We start from the raw sequence: 22,712 nt of genomic DNA on the forward strand, positions 1-22,712 counted from the left end.
GGGGTCTGCTGCGCAGCCCAGCGGGGATAAATCCCCTCGCCACAAAGGCCATCCGCACTAGACCGGCAGGCTGGTGGTGGACTTGATTTCAGAAAGCGCCACGATCGAATTCACTTCCTGTATCCCCGGCACCAGCGACAGCTTCTCGAAGAAGAACCGCTCGTACGCCTCGATGTCCGCCGCGACTATGCGCAACATGAAATCCACAGCGCCCATCAGCACATAACACTCCAGCACTTCCGGAAAGCCGCGAATCGCCTCGGTGAATTCAGTGAAGTTCGAACGCCCATGAGCGTTGAGTTTGATCTCGGCAAAGATCTGCGTGTTCAGGCCGATCTTCTTGCGATCCAGCAAGGTCACCTGACCGCGAATAATGCCCTCCTCCTTCATCCGCTGAATCCGCCGCCAGCACGGCGATTGCGACAAGCCGACCTGCTCGGCGATCTCCGCGCTCGACAGCGAAGCGTCTTCCTGGAGCAAGGCGAGGATCTTGCGGTCGTAGGCATCAAGTTCGCTGTGCATAAAAAATCCTCAATGATCAGCTTTCACGAATCAACTCTTTCGATAAATCCGTTCAGACGCCGATCATAGCCAAGAAATACCCCGCACCGAATGTAAAAATTTCTCCACTGATCTGGAGATTTGCCATGCCGCATCTTGAAGCCGTGAACAGCGCGCCTGCCCGCGCCGATGTCTGGAACGTCAACAACGCTCACTGCCTGGCGCAGTACCGAATCCTTGCCGAGGCCGAGCCGGATCTGCTGGTGCGGGTGCTGAATCTGTTCGCTTTGCAGTTTCTGACGCCGGAGCAGGTCAACGTCCAGCGCCAGGACGATCTGCTGTCGATCGATCTGCTCATGAGCGGCCTGAGCTGGCATCGCGCGCAAGTGATCGCGGAAAAACTGCGCAACCTGATCAGCGTCTGCGCGGTGGACCTGCACAACGCCGACGCCGCGTGGCAAGCGCCCGCCCAGGCTGCCGGCTGACAAATCCGGCAACGGCTTCGTCGGGTAGTGGCCCAACGGTCAGCAGAGCCACGACTATCCTTTTGCGCATGACGCTTAAAAAGGAAAGCCGCATGTCCGTTCAATTTGTCACTCAGGACCGCTGGCTGGACCTCAACGATGTATTACGGGAACTGGTCGCCCAAGGCTTCATCTGCCAGGACGCGGCGGAACAGGCGCTCAATGCCCGCCGTCGCCATGCTGCTCACGGGCAGATGCATCCGCTGGAATTCATCGCCAGCCAGCAACTCGACGACCTCAGCCGTCCGGGCAAACATCTGGATCTGGAAAGCCTGACCCTGTGGCTGGCGCAACAGGCCGGTCAGCCGTATTTGCGCATTGATCCGCTGAAAATCAATGTCGCGGCGATCACGCCGCTGATGTCCTATGCCTTCGCCCAGCGCCACAAGATTCTCGCCGTCGCCGTGGACCGCGATTCGGTCACCGTGGCCAGCGCTCAGCCCTACGTCAGCGGTTGGGAAGCCGACCTGACCCACGTGTTGAAGCTGCCGATCAAACGCGTTGTGGCCAACCCGGTCGACATCCAGCGCTTCAGCGTCGAATTCTTTCGTCTGGCCAAATCGGTCAGCGGCGCCAGCAATGCCGACGCCCAGGGCGGCAACCTCGGCAATTTCGAACAACTGCTCAATCTCGGCGCCAGCGACCAGGAACCGGACGCCAACGACGCGCACATCGTCAACATCGTCGACTGGCTGTTCCAGTACGCCTTCCAGCAGCGCGCCAGCGATATCCACATCGAACCGCGCCGCGAGCACGGCACCGTGCGCTTTCGCATCGACGGCGTGCTGCATAACGTCTATCAATTCCCGCCGCAGGTGACCATGGCGATCGTCAGTCGCCTGAAAAGCCTTGGTCGCATGAACGTCGCGGAAAAGCGCAAACCCCAGGATGGCCGGGTCAAGACCAAGACCCCGGACGGCGGCGAAGTGGAATTGCGTCTGTCGACCTTGCCGACAGCGTTCGGCGAAAAAATGGTCATGCGGATTTTCGACCCGGAAGTGCTGCTGAAGAATTTCGACCAGTTGGGTTTCAGCGCCGACGACCTGCGCCGCTGGCAGGACATGACCCGCCAGCCCAATGGCATCATTCTGGTCACCGGGCCGACCGGTTCGGGCAAGACCACCACTCTGTACACCACGCTGAAAAAACTGGCGACGCCGGAGGTCAACCTCTGCACCATCGAAGACCCGATCGAAATGGTCGAGCCGGCCTTCAACCAGATGCAGGTGCAGCACAACATTGAGCTGACTTTCGCCGCCGGGGTGCGCGCACTGATGCGGCAGGACCCGGACATCATCATGATCGGCGAGATCCGCGATCTGGAAACTGCGGAAATGGCGATTCAGGCCGCACTCACCGGCCACTTGGTCTTGTCCACCCTGCACACCAACGATGCACCTAGCGCCATCAGCCGTTTGCTCGAACTCGGTGTGCCGCATTACCTGATCAAAGCCACCGTGCTCGGCGTTATGGCTCAGCGTCTGGTGCGCACGTTATGCCCGCACTGCAAGGCGCCACTGACGCTCGAGGATGAAGACTGGCAAACCCTGACCCGGCCCTGGCAAGCGCCGCTGCCGAGCAATGCGCAGCGAGCGATCGGTTGCCTGGAATGCCGCGACACCGGCTATCGCGGGCGCGCCGGGGTCTACGAAATCATGCAACTGAGCGACAGCCTCAAAGCGTTGATCACCCCGGACACCGACCTCACCGCGATCAGGCGTCAGGCATTCAAGGAAGGCATGCGCAGCCTGCGCCTGTCCGGCGCGCAGAAAGTCGCGGCGGGGCTGACCACGGTGGAGGAAGTGCTGCGGGTGACACCGCAAAGTGAGTTGAAATAATTCAGCACGGAACTGGATCGGGGATCGGCTATCCAACGCCGTAGTCAATCCCAGGAGTCACCTCATCATGCGTCTCAAACTCGCTGTCGCCACCTTGGCCCTGCTGTCGCTTCCTGTTGGTTCGGCCATGGCGGACAGCTTTTGGCGTAACGTCATCTCCTCCGGCGCCACCACCGGTTCGACCTACCTGACCTTCAAGGATCACAAGCTGATCGTCGCCGCCCAGGACGACGCCGGCAGCTTCGTCGCCAGCGATGGCGGCATCCGTGGCCCGTACCTGGAAGCAGCCATGCAGAAAGTCCGCGCCGACAACCCGGGCCTGCAGGCTTCGGACATGGAACTGGCGAACGCGATTCTGGCGAAGAACGCCGTGGCTTCCGAATAAACGTTGCGCCGATGAAAATGCCGCTCGATCGAGCGGCATTTTTTTGCCCGTCTTCTGAAACCGATACAAAACCCTGTGGGAGCGAGCCTGCTCGCGAAAGCGGTGAGCCAGTCACCGAAAATGCTGGCTGGACGATTGCTTTCGCAAGCAGGCTCGCTCCCACAGGGACGGCGGTGGATTTAGAGATCAGCGGTAATCATCCACCGGGACACACGCGCAATACAGGTTGCGATCCCCGTAAACGTTATCCACCCGATTCACCGCCGGCCAATATTTGTGCAATCGAGTGTGCGCATCCGGGGTAATGCCCTGTTCGATGCTGTAGGGCCGTTCCCAGATCCCAGTGACATCGGCCAGCGTATGCGGCGCGCGTTTGAGCGGGTTGTCTTCGCCCGGCCAGTTGCCCTTCTGCACTTCATTGATCTCTGCGCGAATACTCAGCATCGCAGCGATGAAACGGTCGAGTTCTGCCTTGGATTCGCTCTCGGTCGGCTCGACCATCAATGTACCAGGCACCGGGAAGGACATGGTCGGCGCGTGGAAGCCGTAATCCATCAGCCGCTTGGCAACGTCTTCCTCGCTGATGCCGGTCTGAGCCTTCAGTGGGCGCAAATCAAGAATGCATTCATGCGCCACCCGGCCGTTGCGCCCGGCGTAAAGCACCGGGAATGCCCCGGATAGATGCTGCGCCAGATAATTTGCCGCCAGAATCGCCACCTCACTGGCGTCCGCCAGTTGCGGGCCCATCATGGCGATGTACATCCAACTGATCGGCAAAATGCTCGCACTGCCCCACGGTGCTGCGCTGACTGCGCCGTTCTGTGCCAGCGGTCCGTCAATCGGCACCACCGGATGGTTGGCGACGAACGGCGCCAGATGCGCACGAACGCCGATCGGCCCCATGCCCGGCCCGCCGCCGCCATGGGGAATGCAGAAGGTCTTGTGCAGGTTCATGTGTGAGACGTCGGCGCCAATGTCCGCTGGTCTGGCCAGGCCGACCTGGGCGTTGAGATTGGCGCCATCCATGTACACCTGGCCGCCGTGCTGGTGGATCACTGCGCAGATGTCGCTGATGCCCTCCTCGTAGACCCCGTGGGTCGACGGATAGGTCGCCATCAGGCACGACAACTTATTCCCGGCCTCGGCGGCTTTGAGCTGCAAATCATCCAGATCGACGTTGCCCGCCTCATCGCATTCGACAATGACTACACGCATTCCGGCCATCTGCGCCGAGGCCGGGTTGGTGCCATGGGCCGACGACGGAATCAGGCAGATGTCCCGCGCGCCCTCCCCTCGGCTTTCGTGATATTTACGGATCGCCAGGAGCCCGGCGTATTCGCCCTGGGCGCCGGAATTGGGCTGCATGCAGATAGCATCGAAACCGGTAATCGCGCAGAGCCAACGCTCAAGTTCTTCGATCATCAGTGTGTAACCGACAGCCTGCTCCCTCGGCACGAAGGGATGCAGATTGGCGAACTGCGGCCAGGTGATCGGGATCATTTCGCTGGTGGCGTTGAGCTTCATCGTGCAGGAACCGAGCGGAATCATCGACTGATTGAGCGCCAGATCCTTGTTTTCCAGCTGTTTGAGGTAACGCAGCATCTCGGTTTCGCTGTGGTGAGCGTTGAACACCGGATGTTGCAGGTACGGCGTGCTGCGCTGGAGTTCGTCGGGAATTCCCGAGGCGATGTCCTCCGCATCAAGCGCATCAACGCTCAGGCCGTGATCGGCGCCGAGCAGCACATCGAACAGTTTCGCCACGGTGTGTTCATCACAGGTCTCATCCAGACTCAGACCGACACGGCCGCGACCGAGAATGCGCAGGTTGATCTGCGCCGCCTGAGCGCTTTCGATGATCGCCGTTTGCGCACCGCCGACCTCCAGCGTCAGAGTGTCGAAGAACTGCCTGTTGAGCCGTTTGATGCCGTTGCGCTCGAGTCCCGCGGCGAGGAGCCAGGTCAGGCGATGCACGCGCTGGGCGATACGCTTCAAGCCTTCGGGGCCGTGATACACCGCGTAGCAACTGGCGATATTGGCCAGCAGTACCTGCGCTGTGCAGATGTTCGAATTGGCTTTCTCGCGGCGGATGTGTTGCTCGCGGGTTTGCAGGGCCATGCGCAGCGCGACGTTGCCGCGAGCATCTTTCGATACACCGATGATCCGCCCCGGAATCGCTCGTTTGTACTCCTCGCGGCTGGCGAAAAACGCCGCGTGCGGGCCGCCATAACCCATCGGCACACCGAAACGCTGGGACGAACCGAACACCACATCGGCACCCAACTCACCCGGCGGCGTCAGCACCAGCAGGCTGAGCAAATCGGTAGCGACGCAGGCCAGGGCCTGTTGTGCGTGCAGGTGGTTGATCAAGGGTTTGAGATCGCGGATTTCGCCGTGGGTGTCGGGGTATTGCAGCAGCGCGCCGAACACCTCGTGCTGCGCCAGGTTATCCACCGCGTCGACGACCAGCTCGAAGCCGAAACCTTCGGCGCGGGTCTGCACCACGGAGAGGGTTTGCGGATGGCAGTTTTCATCCACAAAAAACAGATTGCTCTTCGACTTCGCCACGCGCCTGGCCAACGCCATGGCTTCGGCCGCTGCGGTGGCCTCATCGAGCAGCGAGGCGTTGGCCAGTTCCAGGCCGGTGAGGTCGATGGTTAGCTGCTGAAAATTCAGCAGGGCTTCGAGCCGGCCCTGGGCGATCTCTGGTTGATATGGGGTGTACGCGGTGTACCAGCCGGGATTTTCCAGCACGTTACGCAGAATGACGGTCGGCGTCACGGTGCCGTGATAGCCCATGCCGATCAGGCTGGTGAACAGCTGATTCTGCTCGGCATAACCGCGCAGTTTCGCCAGCGCAGTCTGCTCGTCGAGGGCCGGCGGCAGATCCAGTGCGCGATTGAAGCGAATGCTCGGCGGCACGGTCTGCTCGATCAGCTCGGCACGACTGCCCAGGCCGAGGCTGTCGAGCATCGCCTGCTGCTCGGCGGCATCCGGGCCAAGGTGGCGGCGCAGGAAGGCTTCGGGATCGCGTAACTGGCTCAGGGACGGCGACTGGGACATGACGGGCTCTCCTGGCTGGCGCTTGGCGTCAATCGACACGGTCAAACCAGCATAGCAGGCGAATTTTCAAGATCACGCCGCCCCTGTGGGAGCGAGCCTGCTCGCGAAAGCGGTGTTTCAGAAACCTTGGCATTGACTGATATGGCGCTTTCGCGAGCAGGCTCGCTCCCACAAAGGGATATTCGTCGCCCATAAAAAAGCCCCGACGAATCGGGGCTTTGGGTGTTGCCGGCAACTTACTCGCCGATTGCAGCCTTGTACCCAGCAGCATCCAGCAGCTTGTCCAGCTCGGCCTTGTCGCTTGGCTGGAGCTTGAAGATCCACGCGCCGTACGGGTCATTATTCAGCTCTTCTGGCGAGTCGGTCAGCGCCTCGTTGATCGCGATGACTTCACCGCTGACCGGGGCGTAGATGTCGGAGGCGGCTTTCACCGACTCGACCACGCCGGATTGATCACCGGCGGCGAACACCTTGCCGACTTCGGTCAACTCGACGAACACCACGTCGCCCAGCGCTTCCTGCGCGTGATCGCTGATGCCCACGGTGACGGTGCCGTCGGTTTCCAGACGCGCCCATTCATGACTTTCGGCAAAACGCAGTTCGGCAGGGATATCGCTCATCTTCGGTTCCTCGGAAATTGGTCAGCGGTCATACCCGCCAGAAAAGGTTAGATCAAGGTTTTGCCATGGCGCACGAAGGTCGGTTTGACCACTCGCACCGGATACCACTTGCCACGGATTTCCACTTCGGCGCGGTCGGCAGTCGCCATCGGTACACGCGCCAGGGCAATCGATTTGCTCAGCGTAGGAGAGAAACTACCACTGGTGATCTCCCCTTCGCCAACATCGGCGATGCGAACCACTTGGTGAGCGCGCAAAACCCCGCGCTCTTCCAGCACCAGACCGACCAGTTTGTGCGCCACGCCGGCGGTTTTTTCCGCCTCCAGCGCCGCGCGGCCGATGAACTGCCGCGAGGCCGGCTCCCAGGCGATGCTCCAGGCCATGTTCGAGGCCAGCGGTGAAACGTCCTGATGAATGTCCTGACCGTACAGGTTCATTCCGGCCTCGACACGCAAGGTGTCGCGAGCGCCAAGGCCGATCGGCGAAATACCGGCACCGACCAGGTCGTTGAAGAAACCCGGCGCCTGATTGGCCGGCAGGCAGATTTCCAGGCCATCCTCGCCGGTGTAACCGGTACGCGCGATGAACCAGTCGCCGTCGATGGCGCCTTCGAAAGGTTTGAGTTGCTGGATCAGCGTGGCGCGGGACTGGGTCACCAGTTCGGCAATCTTGTGCCGGGCCTGCGGGCCTTGGATGGCAAGCATCGCCAGCTCGGCGCGCTCGTGCAGTTGCACGTCGTAGGCGCCGAGCTGGGCGTTCATCCAGGCCAGATCCTGATCGCGGGTCGAGGCGTTGAACACCAGCCGGTACGCGTCGTCGAGGCGATAGACGATCATGTCGTCGACGATGCCGCCGCGCTCATTGAGCATGGTGCTGTACAACGCCCGGCCGGGGCGGTGCAGACGTTCGACGTCGTTGGCCAGCAGATGCTGGAGCCAGGCCTTGGCCTGGGCGCCGGTGACATCGATCACGGTCATATGGGAAACATCGAACACCCCGCAATCGCGGCGCACTTCGTGGTGCTCCTCGACCTGCGAGCCGTAATGCAGTGGCATGTCCCAACCGCCAAAATCGACCATCTTCGCGCCGAGCGCGAGGTGCAGGTCATACAGAGGCGTACGCTGTCCCATGGGTTTCTCCTTCCGGGCGTGGCGAGGGTGCGGACCGCCGCTTTACGGCTGAAAGCCTTGATGGATAAGGCTTGCAGCCGATTCCAGCGCACGGGTCTGTCAGACGAACCGCACCGAATGCCGCGCATTGTAGCCGCATGATGTAGGACTCACTACTACGGGGGCGTTCTCAATTGGTTTCCCCACCGCGTTGTCGCCTAAAAGCGAGCCAGGCAAGGCGCAGGCCGCTGGGAATGGTATTCCCTTTTCAAGGCCTGCAACGCAGGCTGGCTCGCTTTTAGGCACAACCCGGAGGGCCGGGCCTGCTGTTGTGCAGGGCTGCGTTGCTCGAAGCTTATTTGGAACAACCAAACCACGCTTCTCGCGTCTTGCCCTGCACAACAGCAGACCCGGCGCGGTGGGGAAACCAATCGAGAACGCCCCCTAGTTTCGGTGCGCCGAACGTCGAATCAATCCGATCACCGGCAACAGCCCGACCAGCACCAGGGTCAATGCTGGCAACGAGGCGCGCGCCCATTCGCCTTCACTGGTCATTTCAAAGATGCGCACCGCCAGCGTGTCCCAGCCAAACGGGCGCATCAGGAGGGTCGCGGGCATTTCCTTGAGCACATCGACGAACACCAGCAACGCCGCACTCAAAGTGCCGGGCAGCAAGAGCGGCAGATACACTTTGAAAAACAGTCGCGGCCCACTGACACCCAGGCTACGTGCCGCTTCGGGCAAAGATGGCCGTATACGCGCCAGACTGCTTTCCAGCGGCCCGTAAGCGACAGCGATAAAGCGCACCAGATACGCCATCAGCAAAGCTGCGAGGCTGCCGAGCAGCAACGGTCTGCCCGCACCGCCGAGCCATGACGAAAGCGGAATCACCAGCTCACGATCCAGATAACTGAAGGCAAGCATGATCGACACCGCCAGCACCGAACCGGGCAAGGCGTAGCCGAGATTGGCCAGACCGACGCCGGAGTTGATGGCTGGGGTCGGCGCCAGGCGCCGGGCAAACGCCAGCAACAGCGCAACGCTGACGGTGATCAGCGCCGCCATCGCGCCCAGATAGAGCGTGTGCAGAATCAGCCCGGCGTAACGCTCATCCAGATCGAAGCGTCCACGCTGCCAGAACCAGACGATCAGTTGCAGCACCGGGATGACGAAGGCGCAGGCGAACACCAATCCACACCAGCCCGTCGCCGCGAAGGCCTTGATTCCCCGCAGGTGATACAGCGCTTTCACCCGTGGCCGCTCGTTGCTGGCCCGATTCGCCCCGCGTGCCCGGCGCTCGCCGTACAGCACCAGCATCACCACCAGCAGCAACAGACTGGCCAGTTGCGCAGCGCTGGGCAGGCTGAAAAAGCCGTACCAGGTTTTGTAGATGGCCGTGGTGAAGGTATCGAAGTTGAACACCGACACCGCGCCAAAATCGGCGAGGGTTTCCATCAGCGCCAGCGCCACGCCCGCGCCAATCGCCGGACGCGCCATCGGCAGCGCAACCCGCCAGAACGCCTGCCACGGCGACTGGCCCAGCACCCGCGCCGCTTCCATCAAACCTTTGCCCTGAGCCAGAAACGCGGTGCGCGCCAGCAGATAAACGTAGGGATAAAACACCAGCACCAGCACCACGATCACCCCGCCGGTGGACCGTACCCGAGGCAGGCGCAGGCCGCTGCCGAACCATTCGCGCAACAGGGACTGCACGGGGCCGGCGAAATCGAGCAGGCCGACGAAAACGAACGCCAGTACATACGCTGGAATGGCGAAGGGCAGCATCAGCGCCCAGTCGAGCCAGCGCCGACCGGGGAATTCACAGAGGCTGGTCAGCCATGCGAGGCTGACACCCAGCAGAATCACGCCGACACCGACGCCGAGGATCAGCGTCAGGGTATTGCCGAGCAGACGCGGCATCTGGGTTTGCCACAGGTGCGACCAGATCTGCTGATCGATGGTCTGCCACGACAGCAGCAACACGCTCAGGGGCAACAACACCAGCGCGGCGATGGCGAAGACGATGGGGTACCAGCGGCGTTGGGCGGGGTGGGCCACTTTTGGGTCTCTGGAGGGATTGGGGTGTTCTTGGATTGCGTATTTCAGGTTGGGATTGCCGCCCTCACCCTAGCCCTCTCCCGGAGGGAGAGGGAACTGACCGAGGTGCTCATGCAAACTACATCGACCTGAGATATTGAGTCGAACTCAAGTTTCGAAAGCAACAAGTTGGCTCCCTCTCCCTCCGGGAGAGGGCTGGGGTGAGGGAGCGATCTTGAAAGATCAACAGTTACACGAAACGCCTCAGTTCCACCCCGCCCGATCCATCATCCGGATCGCCTCGGCCTGACGTTTACCCGCCACCTCAACCGGCAACGTATCAGCAACAAACTTGCCCCACGCCGCCACTTCTTCCGATGGCGCCACCGCCGGGTTGGCCGGGAATTCCTGGTTCACATCAGCAAAAATCTTCTGTGCCTCAGGCGTGGTCATCCATTCGACCAGCGCCTTGGCCGCTTCCGGGTGCGGTGCATGTTTGGTCAGGCCGATGCCCGACAGGTTCACATGCACACCGCGATCGGCCTGATTCGGCCAGAACAGCTTCACCGGCAATTCAGGCTTCTGCTTGTGCAGGCGACCGTAGTAGTAGGTGTTGACGATGCCAACGTCACACTGCCCGGCGTTGATCGCTTCCAGCACTGCAACGTCATCGGAGAACACGTCAGTGGACAGGTTGTTGACCCAGCCCTTGAGGATTTTCTCGGTCTTCTCGGCGCCGTGGACTTCGATCATGGTCGCAGTCAACGACTGGTTGTAGACCTTCTTCGCCGTGCGCAGGCACAGGCGGCCTTCCCAGTTCTTGTCGGCCAGCGCTTCGTAGGTGGTCAGTTCGCCCGGCTTCACCCGCTCGGTGGAATAGGCGATGGTCCGTGCGCGCAGGCTCAGGCCGGTCCAGGCGTGGGTGGACGAGCGATATTGCTGAGGAATATTGGCGTCGATGGTTTTCGAGGTGAAAGGCTGCAGAATGCCCATCTGCTCGGCCTGCCACAGGTTACCGGCATCGACGGTGAGCAGCAGGTCGGCGGTGGCGTTTTCGCCCTCGGCCTTGATGCGCTGCATCAGCGGCGCTTCCTTGTCGGTGATGAACTTGATCTTCACCCCGGTCTTGGCGGTGTAGGCATCGAATACCGGTTTGATCAGCTCATCGATGCGCGACGAGTACACCACCACCTCATCGGCGGCCTGGGCAGTGGTGCTGCCGATCAGGGTCAAAGCCAGTGCGGTCAGAAGACGCTTGGGTGCCAACATGGGAGTGGTCTCACGGTCGGGAAAGGTGGGCCAAATGATAAGGACTCACATTTACCACCACAATCGAACACTGGGGGAAGGCGTTACCAGATGTTGCACGGCTCAAAACTGCGGTAAGTGGGCGGACGCTTTCGCGAGCAGGCTCGCTCCCACATTGGAATGCATCTCAACTGTGGGAGCGAGCCTGCTCGCGAAGGCCATCAGCCTCAATGAGGCGGTCAGGGCTTTGCCAGAGCTGGAAGATCCCCAGTCAACCCCAGCGCCTCGCGCACAAACAGCGCCTTCGCCTCGGGCATCTGCTCGACCAGTTTCAACCCGGCATTGCGCAACCAGCGCAGCGGCAGGGGGTCGGCCTGGAACAACCGCTCGAAGCCTTCCATCGCCGCCATCAGCGCCAGATTGTGCGGCATGCGCCGACGCTCGTAGCGGCTCAGCACCTTCACGTCCGCCAGTCGCTCACCGCGCTGATGCGCTTGCAGGAGCACTTCCGCCAGCACGGCGGCATCGAGGAATCCAAGGTTCACACCCTGCCCCGCCAAGGGGTGAATGGTGTGCGCCGCATCACCGATCAAGGCCAGGCCCTCAGCGACGTAGCGCTTGGCATGGCGCTGACGCAGCGGCACGCACAGATGCGGATCGGCGTTGATCACTTCACCGAGGCGCCCTTCGAAGGCTCGCTCCAGCTCAGCGCAAAACGCCGTCTCCTCGAGTGCCATCAGGCGCTCGGCTTCACCCGGCGTGGTCGACCAGACGATCGAACACCAGTCCTGCTGACCATCACGCTCCAGTGGCAAAAACGCCAGCGGCCCGTGATCGGTAAAGCGCTGCCAGGCGGTTTTGCGGTGCGGCTGGCTGCAGCGCACGCTCGTCACAATGGCGTGATGCAGATAATCCCACTCGCGGGTCGCCACGCCGGTCAGACGGCGCACAGCAGAATTGGCGCCATCGGCCGCGATCACCAGCGGCGCGCGCAAGGTGCGGCCGTCGGCCAGGGTCAGCAGCCAGTCATCGCCGGAGCGACGCATCTGCTCCAGCCGCGCATTGGCCAACATGCCGAGGTCGCAACCATGCAAACGCTCGAGCAGCGCATCCTGGACCACGCGATTTTCGACGATGTGGCCGAGCACATCGGCATGCACGCTGCTCGCCGAGAAATGAATCTGCCCGGTGCCGCTGCCGTCCCACACGTGCATGTCGGTGTACGGGCTGCTGCGCCGCTGGGCGATGCCGTCCCAGACGCCAAGGCGCTCGAGAATGCGCTGGCTCGCCGCCGACAATGCACTGACGCGCGGTTCGAACGCCGCTTCGGCAGCGAAGGGTTTGACACTCAGCGGGCTACCGTCGAGCAACAGCACTTCCAGCCCACTGTCCTGTAACGCCAGCGCCAGGGCGCTGCCGACCATTCCGGCTCCGACAATCAGCACATCTGCGCGCATTTCCATGCTTTAGGCCTGTCTCGCTTGCGGCTTGAGCCGCACGTAAAGGGTTTTACCGACCCGCGCCACAAGGTTGCCAGCGCCGTCATGAATGTCGACCTGCAACTGTGGCAGGTATTTCTCGCCGTTGGCGGTCTGCCGGCGGATCTCGTCGAGCAGGGTCTGGTCGATGTTGAACCGGGCGAACACCGGGCCTTTGCCCGGCGCAATGAAATCGATGTCGGCGGCCTTGTCCCAGACGATGTACTTCGGACCGAGGTTTTCCATGAGCATCAACATGAAGAACGGGTCGACCATCGAATACAGACTGCCGCCAAACTGGGTGCCGACATAGTTGCGGTTGTACCAGCCCAACCCCATGGACACCTGCACATCGCGAAAGTCATCGCTGATGTGCCGCACCCGCACACCCGCGCCGAGATATGGCGGGTAGCAGGTCATTACCCAGCGCATCAATCGTGCCTTGCCGAATGTGTTGCTCAGCCACTCAAGCATCCGGACGGGTTCCCAGGCCCATCGCCTGCCGGGCGAACCAGCGCTTGGCCGGTGGCAGCAGGTCGAGGCCGAGCAGGCCAAGGTTGCGCCCCAGCGACACCAGCGGCTGGGTGCTGCCGAACAGGCGCGTGACCTGATCGGAGAAGCCCACCGTCAGGTCCTGATCGAGGCGCTGCCGTTCGCGATAGGCCTGCAACGTGGCGAAGTCGCCCAGCGGCTTGTCGCTGGCCAGCAGCGCGGCAGCCAAGGCGTCGGCGTCACGCAGCGACAGGTTGAAGCCCTGGCCGGCAATCGGGTGCAGGCTGTGTGCGGCGTTGCCGAGCACGGCCAGATGCGAGCGCACCTGTTCTTCAGCTTCGATCAGCGACAGCGGATACAGATGCCGTGCGCCGACCTGTTTCAAAGTGCCGAGGCGGTAACCGAATACGCCTTGCAGCTCGCTGAGAAAATCACGCTCGCTCAACTCGGTCAGACGCTGCGCGTCCATGCCCAGCCGCGTCCACACCAGGGCGCAGCGATTATCCGGCAACGGCAGCAGGGCCATCGGCCCCTCGTCGGTGAAGCGCTCGAAGGCCATGCCGTTGTGCGCTTCGCTCGGGGTGATGTTGGCGATCAGCGCGCTCTGGTTGTAAGGGCGCTTGCGCACGTTGATGCCCAACTGTTCGCGCAAGCCGGAGCGGCCGCCATCGGCGAGCACCGCGAGATCGCATTCCAGCGTGGTTTCATCGTTGAGGGTCAGGCGATAGCCATCGGCCAACGGCTCCATGCGCGTGACTTCCGCCGGGCAGCGCCACGTGATCACGTCTTTGTCGAGGTGCTGCCACAGGCACTGGCCGAGCCAGGCGTTCTCCACCACGTAACCGAGCGCTGGCACACCCTCTTCCATCGCCGACAAGCGCGCGGTGGAGAAGCGGCCACGGTCAGAGACGTGAATCTGTTTGATCGGCTCGGCTCGGCGGGAAATTTCCTGCCACACGCCCAAGCGCTGATAAATCTGCCGCGAGCCGAACGACAGCGCCGAGGAGCGGGCGTCGTAGCTCGGCTGCCAGTTGTCGCCGGGGGCGAACGGTTCGATCAGGACGATTTTCCAGCCCTGCGCCTTGGCCCCGGCCTGCAACGCCAACGCCAGACTGGCGCCGACCAGACCGCCACCGATGATTGCCAGATTGACTCGACTCATGCTGCGTGTGTCCTTGCTTGTGCCATCAGCGCTTCGATCTCGGCGACGGTTTTCGGCACGCCGCTGGTGAGGATTTCACAACCGGATCGGGTCACGACCACGTCATCCTCGATGCGCACGCCAATGCCGCGCCATTTCTTCGCCACGTTCTGATTGTCCGCCGCGATGTAGATACCCGGCTCCACGGTCAGCGCCATGCCGACCTCCAGCACGCGCCATTCGCCGCCGACCTTGTACTCGCCGACGTCATGCACATCCATGCCCAGCCAGTGGCCGGCGCGGTGCATATAAAAAGCCTTGTAGGCTTCGCTGGCGATCAACTCGTCAACCTCGCCCTGCAACAAGCCAAGCTTGACCAGACCTGCGGTGATCACCCGCACCGTGGCTTCGTGCGCCTGGTTCCAGTGCTTGTTGGGGGCAATCTCGGCGAATGCCGCTTCCTGCGAAGCCAGCACCAACTCGTAGATCGCCTTCTGCTCCGGCGAGAACCTGCCATTGACCGGCCAGGTGCGGGTGATGTCGCTGGCGTAGCAGTCGATCTCGCAACCAGCGTCTATCAACACCAGATCGCCGTCCTTGAGCAGCGCGTCATTTTGCTGGTAATGCAGGATGCAGCTGTTGCGCCCGGCGGCGACGATCGAACCGTAGGCCGGCATCTTCGCCCCGCCCTTGCGGAATTCGTAATCCAGCTCGGCTTCGAGGCTGTATTCATACAGCCCCGGACGACTGGCCTGCATCGCGCGGATATGCGCCTGCGCCGAAATCCGCGCGGCTTCGCGCATCACCTTCACTTCTGCCGCCGATTTATACAGGCGCATGTCGTGCAGGAGGTGATCCAGGGCAACGAATTCATTCGGCGGCTGCGCGCCGAGGTGCGCCTTGGAGCGGATCACGTTGATCCAGTCCATCAAATGCCGATCGAATTCAGGGTTGCTGCCCATCGCCGAATACACCCGGTCGCGGCCTTCGATCAGGCCCGGGAGGATGTCGTCGATGTCGGTAATCGGAAAGGCGTCGTCGGCGCCGTACTCGCGGATCGCGCCTTCCTGCCCGGCGCGCAGGCCATCCCACAATTCGCGCTCGGCATTGCGTTCACGGCAGAACAGGATGTACTCGCCGTGCTCGCGGCCGGGCATCAGGACGATGACGGCCTGGGGCTCGGGAAAACCGCTGAGGTACTGGAAGTCGCTGTCCTGACGGTAGACGTGCTCGACGTCGCGGTTGCGGATGGCCACCGCGGCGGCGGGCAGGATCGCGATGCTGTTGGGTTCCATCTGCGCCATCAGGGCCTTGCGGCGACGGCTGTATTCCGCTTTGGGGATATGGGTCATGGGCAGATGGCTTTCCCTGGCACGCGATTAATGCAGCGACGGCTTGGCGGCTGGCGGCACATCGGCTTTTTTGGTTTCCGAGAACAGCAGCAGCGGCGCGACGCGCAGGTATTCCATGACTTCCATGTAGTCGGTTTCGCCGTCTTCGGATTCTTCCAGCGCATCCTGCACCTGGGAAATGGCCGCCAGATCCTGCAGCACTTCGGTGGCTTCGGTGCTGAGCATGCTGCTGTCGCGGCAGTTCAGGCCGAAACCGCTGAGGAAGCCCTGGCACCACTCGCCCAGCGCAGCAGCGCGGTCGGCCAGCGGTGCATCGTCGGTCGGCAGCAGCAGCACGACAGTGACGTCGTCGCCGGTCAGCTCGCCTTTGACCATCTCCTGCAGGCCGATCAGAGCGTTGCTGACGTTGTCCTGGATGTCGCCTTCGAGCAGTTCGGCGGCGTCGATCAGCCAGCCTTCGTGATCGAAGCCGGCCCCGGCGCAACTGCGCCCGAGCAGCACGCCGTGCAGTTCGGCAGGCGAGACGTTGTGGCCGCTGGCAGTCAGCAGGGTGGCAAAGGCTTGGTACGGGGAATTCGCAATGGTCATGGGCAGCTAGGCGCCAGACGGCGCTATGTCTAGAATGAAGGCCTTGTATCCTACATCGACAGCCCCGCCAAGACCATTAAAGGCTGTCCGCCAGTCACCACCCATCAGACGAACACGTGGACCCAATGGAAGACACCGACCTGCAAGCGCTGATGGCCAGACTCGAACTGCTGATTGGCCGAGTCGAGCAACTTAAGAGTCAAAACGCACTCTTACTAGCTCAGGAAAAAACCTGGCGCGAGGAACGCGCTCACCTCATTGAAAAAAACGAAATCGCCCGGCGTAAGGTCGAATCGATGATTTCGCGCCTCAAGGCCCTGGAGCAAGACTCATGAGTTCAAGCAATAGCGTTACCGTGCAGATCCTCGACAAAGAGTATTCGATCATCTGCCCGCCGGAAGAACGCAGCAATCTGGTCAGTGCCGCCCGCTACCTGGACGGCAAGATGCGCGAGATCCGCAGCAGCGGCAAAGTCATCGGTGCCGACCGCATTGCCGTGATGGCCGCGCTGAACATCACCCACGACCTGTTGCACAAAGAAGAGCGCCCGGACATCCAGGCCAGCGGTTCGACCCGCGAACAGGTACGCGACTTGCTCGATCGTGTCGATCTGGTCCTGGCCGACGATCAGAACACCGCCAAGGGCTGATTCGCCTGGCAGCTTGAGGTATACTCGCGGCACTCCCTGGGGTGCTTGCCAGTTGACGATGTCCCGGAGCCGATTCGCACTACCCTGGAAGTTGCACGTTGGGCTGGTGTGCATGTCCGCTAGACGGAAAGCCTTAAAGTCTACTGCTTCTTCCACCTTGAACTTTCGGGTTCAAGGGCTGAGTTGACAGCGGTTCATCCGGGGAGCCTGATTCGAAATCCGATGTCGGTGTATGCCGACATCGGATTTTTTATGCGTACGTTTTTGCATCCACCTGCCGAAGCCGAACCATGACCGAACCCGCGCTGCTGCCCCGCCCGCAACTCCGCCGCCTGCTGCGCAAGGCGCGCCGCGCACTGACGCCAGGCGAACAACGCCAGGCTGCCAAAGGCCTGTTCCGCCAATTGGCCCAGGACCCGCACTTTCGCCGGGCAAAACATATCTCTCTGTATTTGCCCACCGACGGTGAAATCGATCCGCGCCTGCTGCTGCGCGAAGCCCAGCGTCGCGGCAAGGCAACTTATCTGCCGGTACTCAGCGCGTGGCCACGAACGAAAATGGTCTTCCAGCGCATCCGCCCCGGCGAAAAGCTGATCCCCAATCGTTTCCGCATCCTCGAGCCCCGGGTCAATCTGGCTCGGCAACGCAAGGTCTGGGCGCTGGATCTGGTGCTGTTGCCGCTGGTAGGGTTTGACGATGTCGGCGGGCGCCTGGGCATGGGCGGCGGATTTTATGATCGCAGCCTCGCCTATCTGGCCCGGCGCAAGAACTGGCGCAAGCCGACGCTGCTGGGCCTGGCCCATGAGTGTCAGAAGGTCGAGCGTTTGGCGCAGGCGAGCTGGGATGTCCCGTTACAAGGCACGGTCACCGACAAGGCGTGGTATTTCGCAGAGTAGACGCCGCATGGAACAGCGGCGTCGAAGAGACAGGTTCAGCGTTTGAAAGCGGTCGACTGTTGCACCTGTTGCGCCACTTCAATCGGCGCGTCGGTCTTGTTCGCCCACAGGCTCTGCGCGTAACCGGTGGTTACCACGCCCAGGCCAAACAAAATTACCAAAGTCCATAGCAAATCCGGTTTGCGTTTCATCGATTGCCCCCCTCAAGGCACATCATCACGATGACAGCAGCGGTTTCCGTTCGTAGGCCGTGCAGCAGCGTCAAGCTTTAAAGGCCGGCATTTTGCGGCAACGTGAACCTGTGCGCAAACGCTGACGTCAACCGACTGTCGGTTTGTCATAAAATTGCCCGACAACCTGCCCAATGACCGCTTCAGGAGCACACGACATGGCCTACTGGCTGATGAAATCAGAGCCCGACGAACTCTCGATCAAGGGCCTGGAAAAGCTCGGCAAGACGCGCTGGGACGGGGTTCGCAACTATCAGGCGCGCAATTTCCTGCGGGCGATGGCGGTCGGTGACGAGTTCTTTTTCTACCATTCCAGCTGCCCGGAGCCGGGGATTGCCGGGATTGGCAAAATTATCGAAGCAGCGTATCCCGATCCGACGGCGCTGGAGCCAGACAGTCACTACTTCGATCCGAAAGCTACGCCGGAGAAAAATGCCTGGAGCGCGATCGATGTCGAGCATGTCGAGACGTTTGCGCGGGTGTTGAAGCTCGATTATCTGAAGCAGCAGACGGCGCTGGCAGAAATGCCACTGGTGCAGAAGGGCTCGCGGTTGTCGGTGATGCCGGTGACGACGGAGCAGTGGGCGGCAGTTATCGCGCTCAAACCCTGATTCATTTTTGCCTGATAAATAGCTTTCGCGAGCAGGCTCGCTCCCACAGTGGATTGGTGGTGATGCACATTTTTGCATTCACCGAATAACCCTGTGGGAGCGAGCCTGCTCGCGAAGGGGCCTGCCCGGACAGCGAATGACTTACTGAATGATCAGGTTGTTGAACAACAGATCCTCAACAACAGGCTTGCCGGTCTCGTCATTCATGACCTGCTGGGTCTGCTTCAACGCTTCCTGACGCAGCTTTTCCTTGCCCTCGATGCTGCCCATCGCCTCGGTCGACTGCTGAGTGAACAACGCCACCAGCTGATTGCGGATCAGCGGCTCGTTGGCCTTGACCAGTTTGGTCGCCTCCTCACCAGTCACACGCAATGCCACATCGGCTTTGTAGACCTTGAGCTTGGCGGTGCCGTCCAGGCCATAGTTGCCGACGAACGGCGGGCTCAGGGTGATGTAATTGACCTTCGGCGCCTCGCCTTCTTTGGCTTCTTCGGCCAGTGCTGCCACAGGCAGAGACAGGGCCAGCAATAACATGATCCACGCTTTCACAATTCGCTCCTTATCCGGTTTGCGGCCTAGCATAACGACCCGCCGCGCAAGCACAAGCTTATGGCTGACTATCAGGGCCGGGCATGCTCGTTGACCCGTTGATTCACACACCTACACTTATCGGCCATCACTCCCAAAGGAATAGCCCTGATGAAAGCCGTGCTGTGCAAAGCCTTCGGCCCTGCCGAATCGCTGGTGCTGGAAGACGTCGCCAGTCCTGTCGCGAAGAAGAATGAAATCCTGCTGGACGTGCACGCTGCCGGAGTCAATTTCCCGGACACGCTGATCATCGAGGGCAAGTACCAGTTCAAACCGCCCTTCCCGTTTTCGCCGGGCGGTGAAGCGGCGGGCGTGGTGCGTGAAGTCGGGGAAAAGGTCAGCCATCTGAAAGTCGGCGACCGGGTCATGGCCCTGACTGGCTGGGGCAGTTTTGCCGAGCAGGTGGCGGTGCCGGGCTACAACGTCCTGCCGATTCCGCCGTCGATGGATTTCAACATCGCCGCTGCATTCAGCATGACCTACGGCACCTCGATGCACGCGCTCAAGCAACGCGCCAACCTGCAACCGGGCGAAACCCTGCTGGTGCTCGGCGCGTCGGGCGGCGTCGGCCTCGCCGCCGTGGAGATCGGCAAAGCCATGGGTGCCCGCGTGATCGCCGCCGCCAGCAGCGCCGAGAAACTCGCGGTGGCCAAGGCTGCCGGCGCCGATGAGCTGATCAATTACAGCGAAGCCAGCCTCAAGGACGAGATCAAACGCCTCACCGACGGCCAGGGCGCCGACGTGATCTACGACCCGGTCGGCGGCGACCTGTTCGACCAGGCCATCCGCGCCATCGCCTGGAACGGCCGCCTGCTGGTGGTCGGCTTCGCCAGCGGACGCATCCCCGAACTGCCGGTCAACCTCGCCCTGCTCAAAGGCGCGGCGGTGCTCGGCGTATTCTGGGGTTCTTTTGCCCAACGCCAGCCCCAGGACAACGCAGCCAACTTTCAGCAGCTGTTCGCCTGGTTTGCCGAGGGCAAGCTGAAACCGCTGGTATCGCAGGTATATCCGCTGAACAATGCCGCGCAGGCAATCGATGATCTCGGCCAGCGCAAGGCTGTGGGCAAGGTTGTCGTTCAGGTTCGTTAACAACATGGAGCGATCCGGAGCAACCATCCGGATCGCTTTAGTGTTGAGGTCTGCCTCTTCCATACGTCAAACCGCAGAAACCCACCCGAGCCACCATCCCCTCAGCGCCGCCTTCTTATCTCAGAGCGACATGTTCATAAAGGAACGCTCATCTGCCCAAATTTCCGCTGTTTTGCCGACGTGAAGCGATGCTATTTTCGGTAACGAAACTGTAACATTCGCATCCGCAGTCAAAACAAGAAAACTGGAGCTCTTGAATGTTTGCTTTCTTTCGTCCTGCCGCACATCAGGCTCCATTGCCTGAAGAAAAAATAGACAGCACCTACCGCCGCCTGCGCTGGCAGATCTTCGCCGGTATCTTTATCGGCTACGCCGGTTACTACCTGCTGCGCAAGAACTTCTCCCTGGCCATGCCGTACCTGATCGATGAAGGCTACAGCCGTGGCGACCTCGGCCTGGCGATGTCGGCGATCGCCATTGCGTATGGTTTGTCGAAGTTCCTCATGGGCCTGGTGTCCGACCGTTCCAACCCGCGCTTCTTCCTGCCGTTCGGTCTGCTGGTCTCGGCCGGGGTGATGTTCATTTTCGGTTTCGCGCCGTGGGCAACGTCCAGCGTGACGATGATGTTCATCCTCCTGTTCATCAACGGCTGGGCGCAGGGCATGGGCTGGCCGCCGAGCGGGCGGACCATGGTGCACTGGTGGTCGCAGAAGGAACGCGGTGGCGTGGTGTCGGTGTGGAACGTGGCGCATAACGTCGGCGGCGGTCTGATCGGCCCGCTGTTCCTGATCGGCATGGGTCTGTTCAATGACTGGCACGCGGCGTTTTACGTCCCGGCAGCAGTCGCACTTGGCGTAGCAGTATTCGCCTTCATCACCATGCGTGACACCCCGCAATCGGTCGGCCTGCCGCCGATCGAGCAGTACAAGAACGACTACCCGGAAGGCTACGACGCCAGCCACGAAGACGAATTCAGCGCCAAGGAAATCTTCGTCAAATACGTGCTGCGCAACAAAATGCTCTGGTACATCGCTCTGGCCAACGTCTTCGTCTACTTGCTGCGCTACGGCGTGCTGGACTGGGCGCCGACGTACCTGAAGGAAGCCAAGGGCTTCACCGTGGATAAAACCTCATGGGCCTATTTCTTCTACGAGTGGGCAGGCATCCCGGGCACGCTGCTGTGCGGCTGGATGTCAGACAAGATCTTCCGTGGCAACCGTGGTCTGACCGGCATGGTGTTCATGGCCCTGGTGACTGTTGCGACCCTGGTGTACTGGCTGAATCCGGCCGGCAATCCGATGGTCGACATGATCGCCCTGCTGTCGATCGGCTTCCTGATCTACGGCCCGGTGATGCTGATCGGCCTGCAAGCGCTGGAACTGGCGCCGAAGAAAGCCGCCGGTACCGCAGCGGGCTTCACCGGTCTGTTCGGTTATCTGGGGGGTTCGGTCGCGGCCAGTGCGGCGATGGGCTACACCGTTGACCACTTCGGCTGGGATGGCGGTTTCGTGCTGCTGGTCGGCGCTTGCCTGCTGGCGATGGCCTTCCTTGCGCCAACGCTGTGGCACAAGCAAGTCGCCAGTCAGAGCCGTGAAGCGGTCGCCTGATCGCTGTGTGATTTACAGCGCTTGAGCCGCGCCTCCAGATTTCGATCCGGCATGGCGTGGCTGCGCAGGGCGTGCGCGGTCTGCTCGACATAATCGCGAGTGGTGCCGTAACGCCCGCTGGCGCTGGCGAACACCTGGCTGAGCACATGATCCGGCAAGTTGCCGGCGTAGCTCGGCAGGTGGCGCTCCAGAACGAATCCCAAAGCCTGCACCTGAGTGCCATCTTCGAGCCGGCAATTGAGCCAGTGCGGGCGATACGAGGGAAACGGCATCTCGCGTTTCCACAGCGCATACAGCGCGGTATCGAGATTGTCTTCCGGCAAGCGGTAGGCAAAGCCACTGCATGAACCGCCACGATCCAGACCGAACACCAGACCGGGCATTTCCGGTGTACCCCGATGCTCGTGGGACCACAGGTACAAGCCGCGATGATAGCCATGCACGCGACCGCGCATGCGCTCAACCGCCGTGCATTCCGGCCGCCAGATCAGCGAGCCATAGGCGAACAGCCACACCGGCCCGCCCTTGTGGCGTGCCATGGTCGATTGCATGGAAGCGAGAAGTTGTTCGTGCGTCAGCTGCGGCCCAAGATCGAGCCGCGGAGGGTAAGCCAGGTTCAGAATTGCGTTTTCAATGGCGCTCATGGCGAATAGCGTTCAGCTCCCCGCG

The 22,712-nt window shown here is 61.5% G+C and carries 23 protein-coding genes and 1 other RNA gene; 10 read left to right on the top strand and 14 right to left on the bottom strand.

Annotated features, from left to right (window positions below; genetic code table 11):
• Positions 1–57: 57 nt before the first annotated feature.
• A complete protein-coding gene (locus AB9L16_RS24850; protein ID WP_375122848.1) occupies positions 58–522 on the bottom strand; it encodes an Lrp/AsnC family transcriptional regulator in 465 nt (154 codons plus the stop codon).
• A gap of 125 nt (positions 523–647) precedes the next feature.
• Between AB9L16_RS24850 and AB9L16_RS24855 the strand changes: the two genes are divergently transcribed.
• The 3 genes from AB9L16_RS24855 (at position 648) to AB9L16_RS24865 (ending at position 3,248) form a co-directional block, all read left to right on the top strand.
• Positions 648–986 carry a hypothetical protein gene (locus AB9L16_RS24855; RefSeq protein WP_375122849.1) on the top strand — a complete coding sequence of 113 codons (339 nt, stop codon included), beginning with the start codon at positions 648–650 and terminating at the stop codon, positions 984–986.
• 92 nt (positions 987–1,078) lie between these two features.
• Positions 1,079–2,863 (top strand): GspE/PulE family protein, encoded by a 1,785-nt coding sequence (locus tag AB9L16_RS24860; RefSeq protein WP_024014732.1) that lies wholly within the window; start codon positions 1,079–1,081, stop codon positions 2,861–2,863.
• Between the two features lie 64 nt (positions 2,864–2,927).
• Positions 2,928–3,248, top strand: a complete 321-nt coding sequence (locus tag AB9L16_RS24865; RefSeq protein WP_172667868.1) for a DUF2388 domain-containing protein — start codon at positions 2,928–2,930, stop codon at positions 3,246–3,248.
• A gap of 186 nt (positions 3,249–3,434) precedes the next feature.
• Here AB9L16_RS24865 and gcvP read toward each other — a convergent pair whose 3' ends face one another.
• From gcvP to AB9L16_RS24915, 10 genes are all read right to left on the bottom strand, one after another.
• Positions 3,435–6,308 carry an aminomethyl-transferring glycine dehydrogenase gene (gene gcvP / locus AB9L16_RS24870; RefSeq protein WP_375122850.1) on the bottom strand — a complete coding sequence of 958 codons (2,874 nt, stop codon included), beginning with the start codon at positions 6,306–6,308 and terminating at the stop codon, positions 3,435–3,437.
• Between the two features lie 236 nt (positions 6,309–6,544).
• Positions 6,545–6,928 (bottom strand): glycine cleavage system protein GcvH, encoded by a 384-nt coding sequence (gene gcvH, locus AB9L16_RS24875; RefSeq protein ID WP_095181284.1) that lies wholly within the window; start codon positions 6,926–6,928, stop codon positions 6,545–6,547.
• A gap of 47 nt (positions 6,929–6,975) precedes the next feature.
• A complete protein-coding gene (gcvT, locus tag AB9L16_RS24880; protein ID WP_095181283.1) occupies positions 6,976–8,058 on the bottom strand; it encodes a glycine cleavage system aminomethyltransferase GcvT in 1,083 nt (360 codons plus the stop codon).
• A gap of 423 nt (positions 8,059–8,481) precedes the next feature.
• A complete protein-coding gene (locus tag AB9L16_RS24885; RefSeq protein ID WP_375122851.1) occupies positions 8,482–10,095 on the bottom strand; it encodes an ABC transporter permease in 1,614 nt (537 codons plus the stop codon).
• Positions 10,096–10,338: 243 nt separating this feature from the next.
• Positions 10,339–11,343 carry an extracellular solute-binding protein gene (locus AB9L16_RS24890; protein ID WP_110599906.1) on the bottom strand — a complete coding sequence of 335 codons (1,005 nt, stop codon included), beginning with the start codon at positions 11,341–11,343 and terminating at the stop codon, positions 10,339–10,341.
• Between the two features lie 218 nt (positions 11,344–11,561).
• Positions 11,562–12,779: a 2-octaprenyl-3-methyl-6-methoxy-1,4-benzoquinol hydroxylase gene (locus AB9L16_RS24895; protein WP_375123785.1), complete on the bottom strand. Its 1,218-nt coding sequence runs from the start codon at positions 12,777–12,779 to the stop codon at positions 11,562–11,564.
• Positions 12,780–12,788: 9 nt separating this feature from the next.
• Positions 12,789–13,274: a DUF4442 domain-containing protein gene (locus AB9L16_RS24900; RefSeq protein WP_041476891.1), complete on the bottom strand. Its 486-nt coding sequence runs from the start codon at positions 13,272–13,274 to the stop codon at positions 12,789–12,791.
• Positions 13,267–14,454, bottom strand: a complete 1,188-nt coding sequence (gene ubiH / locus AB9L16_RS24905; protein ID WP_150637069.1) for a 2-octaprenyl-6-methoxyphenyl hydroxylase — start codon at positions 14,452–14,454, stop codon at positions 13,267–13,269. The genes AB9L16_RS24900 and ubiH overlap by 8 nt, the downstream gene beginning before the upstream one ends.
• Positions 14,451–15,785: a Xaa-Pro aminopeptidase gene (gene pepP, locus AB9L16_RS24910; protein WP_041476895.1), complete on the bottom strand. Its 1,335-nt coding sequence runs from the start codon at positions 15,783–15,785 to the stop codon at positions 14,451–14,453. Before pepP ends, ubiH begins: the two co-directional genes overlap by 4 nt.
• Before the next feature lie 27 nt (positions 15,786–15,812).
• Positions 15,813–16,373 (bottom strand): YecA family protein, encoded by a 561-nt coding sequence (locus tag AB9L16_RS24915; RefSeq protein WP_375122852.1) that lies wholly within the window; start codon positions 16,371–16,373, stop codon positions 15,813–15,815.
• Positions 16,374–16,498: 125 nt separating this feature from the next.
• Here AB9L16_RS24915 and AB9L16_RS24920 point away from each other — a divergent pair, with 125 nt between their 5' ends.
• The 4 genes from AB9L16_RS24920 (at position 16,499) to AB9L16_RS24935 (ending at position 17,918) form a co-directional block, all read left to right on the top strand.
• On the top strand, positions 16,499–16,708 hold the full coding sequence (locus tag AB9L16_RS24920; protein ID WP_007911197.1) for a TIGR02449 family protein: 210 nt from the start codon (positions 16,499–16,501) through the stop codon (positions 16,706–16,708).
• On the top strand, positions 16,705–17,022 hold the full coding sequence (locus tag AB9L16_RS24925; RefSeq protein WP_016772632.1) for a cell division protein ZapA: 318 nt from the start codon (positions 16,705–16,707) through the stop codon (positions 17,020–17,022). Before AB9L16_RS24920 ends, AB9L16_RS24925 begins: the two co-directional genes overlap by 4 nt.
• A gap of 30 nt (positions 17,023–17,052) precedes the next feature.
• Positions 17,053–17,231: non-coding RNA, 6S RNA (gene ssrS, locus AB9L16_RS24930), on the top strand.
• 81 nt (positions 17,232–17,312) lie between these two features.
• The gene (locus AB9L16_RS24935) at positions 17,313–17,918 is read left to right on the top strand and encodes a 5-formyltetrahydrofolate cyclo-ligase (RefSeq protein ID WP_056791700.1); all 606 of its coding nucleotides are present in this window, start codon (positions 17,313–17,315) and stop codon (positions 17,916–17,918) included.
• Positions 17,919–17,953: 35 nt separating this feature from the next.
• Here the strand turns inward: AB9L16_RS24935 and AB9L16_RS24940 are convergent, their stop codons facing one another.
• Positions 17,954–18,109, bottom strand: a complete 156-nt coding sequence (locus tag AB9L16_RS24940) for a hypothetical protein (protein WP_024014743.1) — start codon at positions 18,107–18,109, stop codon at positions 17,954–17,956.
• Positions 18,110–18,306: 197 nt separating this feature from the next.
• Between AB9L16_RS24940 and AB9L16_RS24945 the strand changes: the two genes are divergently transcribed.
• Entirely contained in the window at positions 18,307–18,759 is a 453-nt protein-coding gene (locus AB9L16_RS24945) for an EVE domain-containing protein (RefSeq protein WP_375122853.1), read from the top strand.
• A gap of 141 nt (positions 18,760–18,900) precedes the next feature.
• On the opposite strand, the gene AB9L16_RS24950 is transcribed toward AB9L16_RS24945, so the two are convergent.
• Positions 18,901–19,308: a flagellar basal body-associated protein FliL gene (locus tag AB9L16_RS24950; RefSeq protein ID WP_056791694.1), complete on the bottom strand. Its 408-nt coding sequence runs from the start codon at positions 19,306–19,308 to the stop codon at positions 18,901–18,903.
• A 150-nt stretch (positions 19,309–19,458) separates the two neighbouring features.
• On the opposite strand from AB9L16_RS24950, the gene AB9L16_RS24955 reads away from it, so the two are divergent.
• Together AB9L16_RS24955 and glpT are read left to right on the top strand one after the other, a co-directional pair.
• Positions 19,459–20,436, top strand: a complete 978-nt coding sequence (locus AB9L16_RS24955) for an NADPH:quinone oxidoreductase family protein (protein WP_236167745.1) — start codon at positions 19,459–19,461, stop codon at positions 20,434–20,436.
• Positions 20,437–20,693: 257 nt separating this feature from the next.
• Positions 20,694–22,043, top strand: coding sequence for a glycerol-3-phosphate transporter (glpT, locus tag AB9L16_RS24960; protein WP_024014747.1), 1,350 nt, complete (start codon positions 20,694–20,696; stop codon positions 22,041–22,043).
• On the opposite strand, the gene AB9L16_RS24965 is transcribed toward glpT, so the two are convergent.
• Entirely contained in the window at positions 22,019–22,687 is a 669-nt protein-coding gene (locus tag AB9L16_RS24965) for a gamma-glutamylcyclotransferase (RefSeq protein ID WP_024014748.1), read from the bottom strand. The genes glpT and AB9L16_RS24965 overlap by 25 nt on opposite strands.
• Positions 22,688–22,712 lie beyond the last annotated feature (25 nt).

Origin of the sequence: Pseudomonas sp. LW8, from assembly GCF_041956865.1 — a bacterium.
GTDB classification, from domain to species: domain Bacteria; phylum Pseudomonadota; class Gammaproteobacteria; order Pseudomonadales; family Pseudomonadaceae; genus Aquipseudomonas; species Aquipseudomonas siliginis.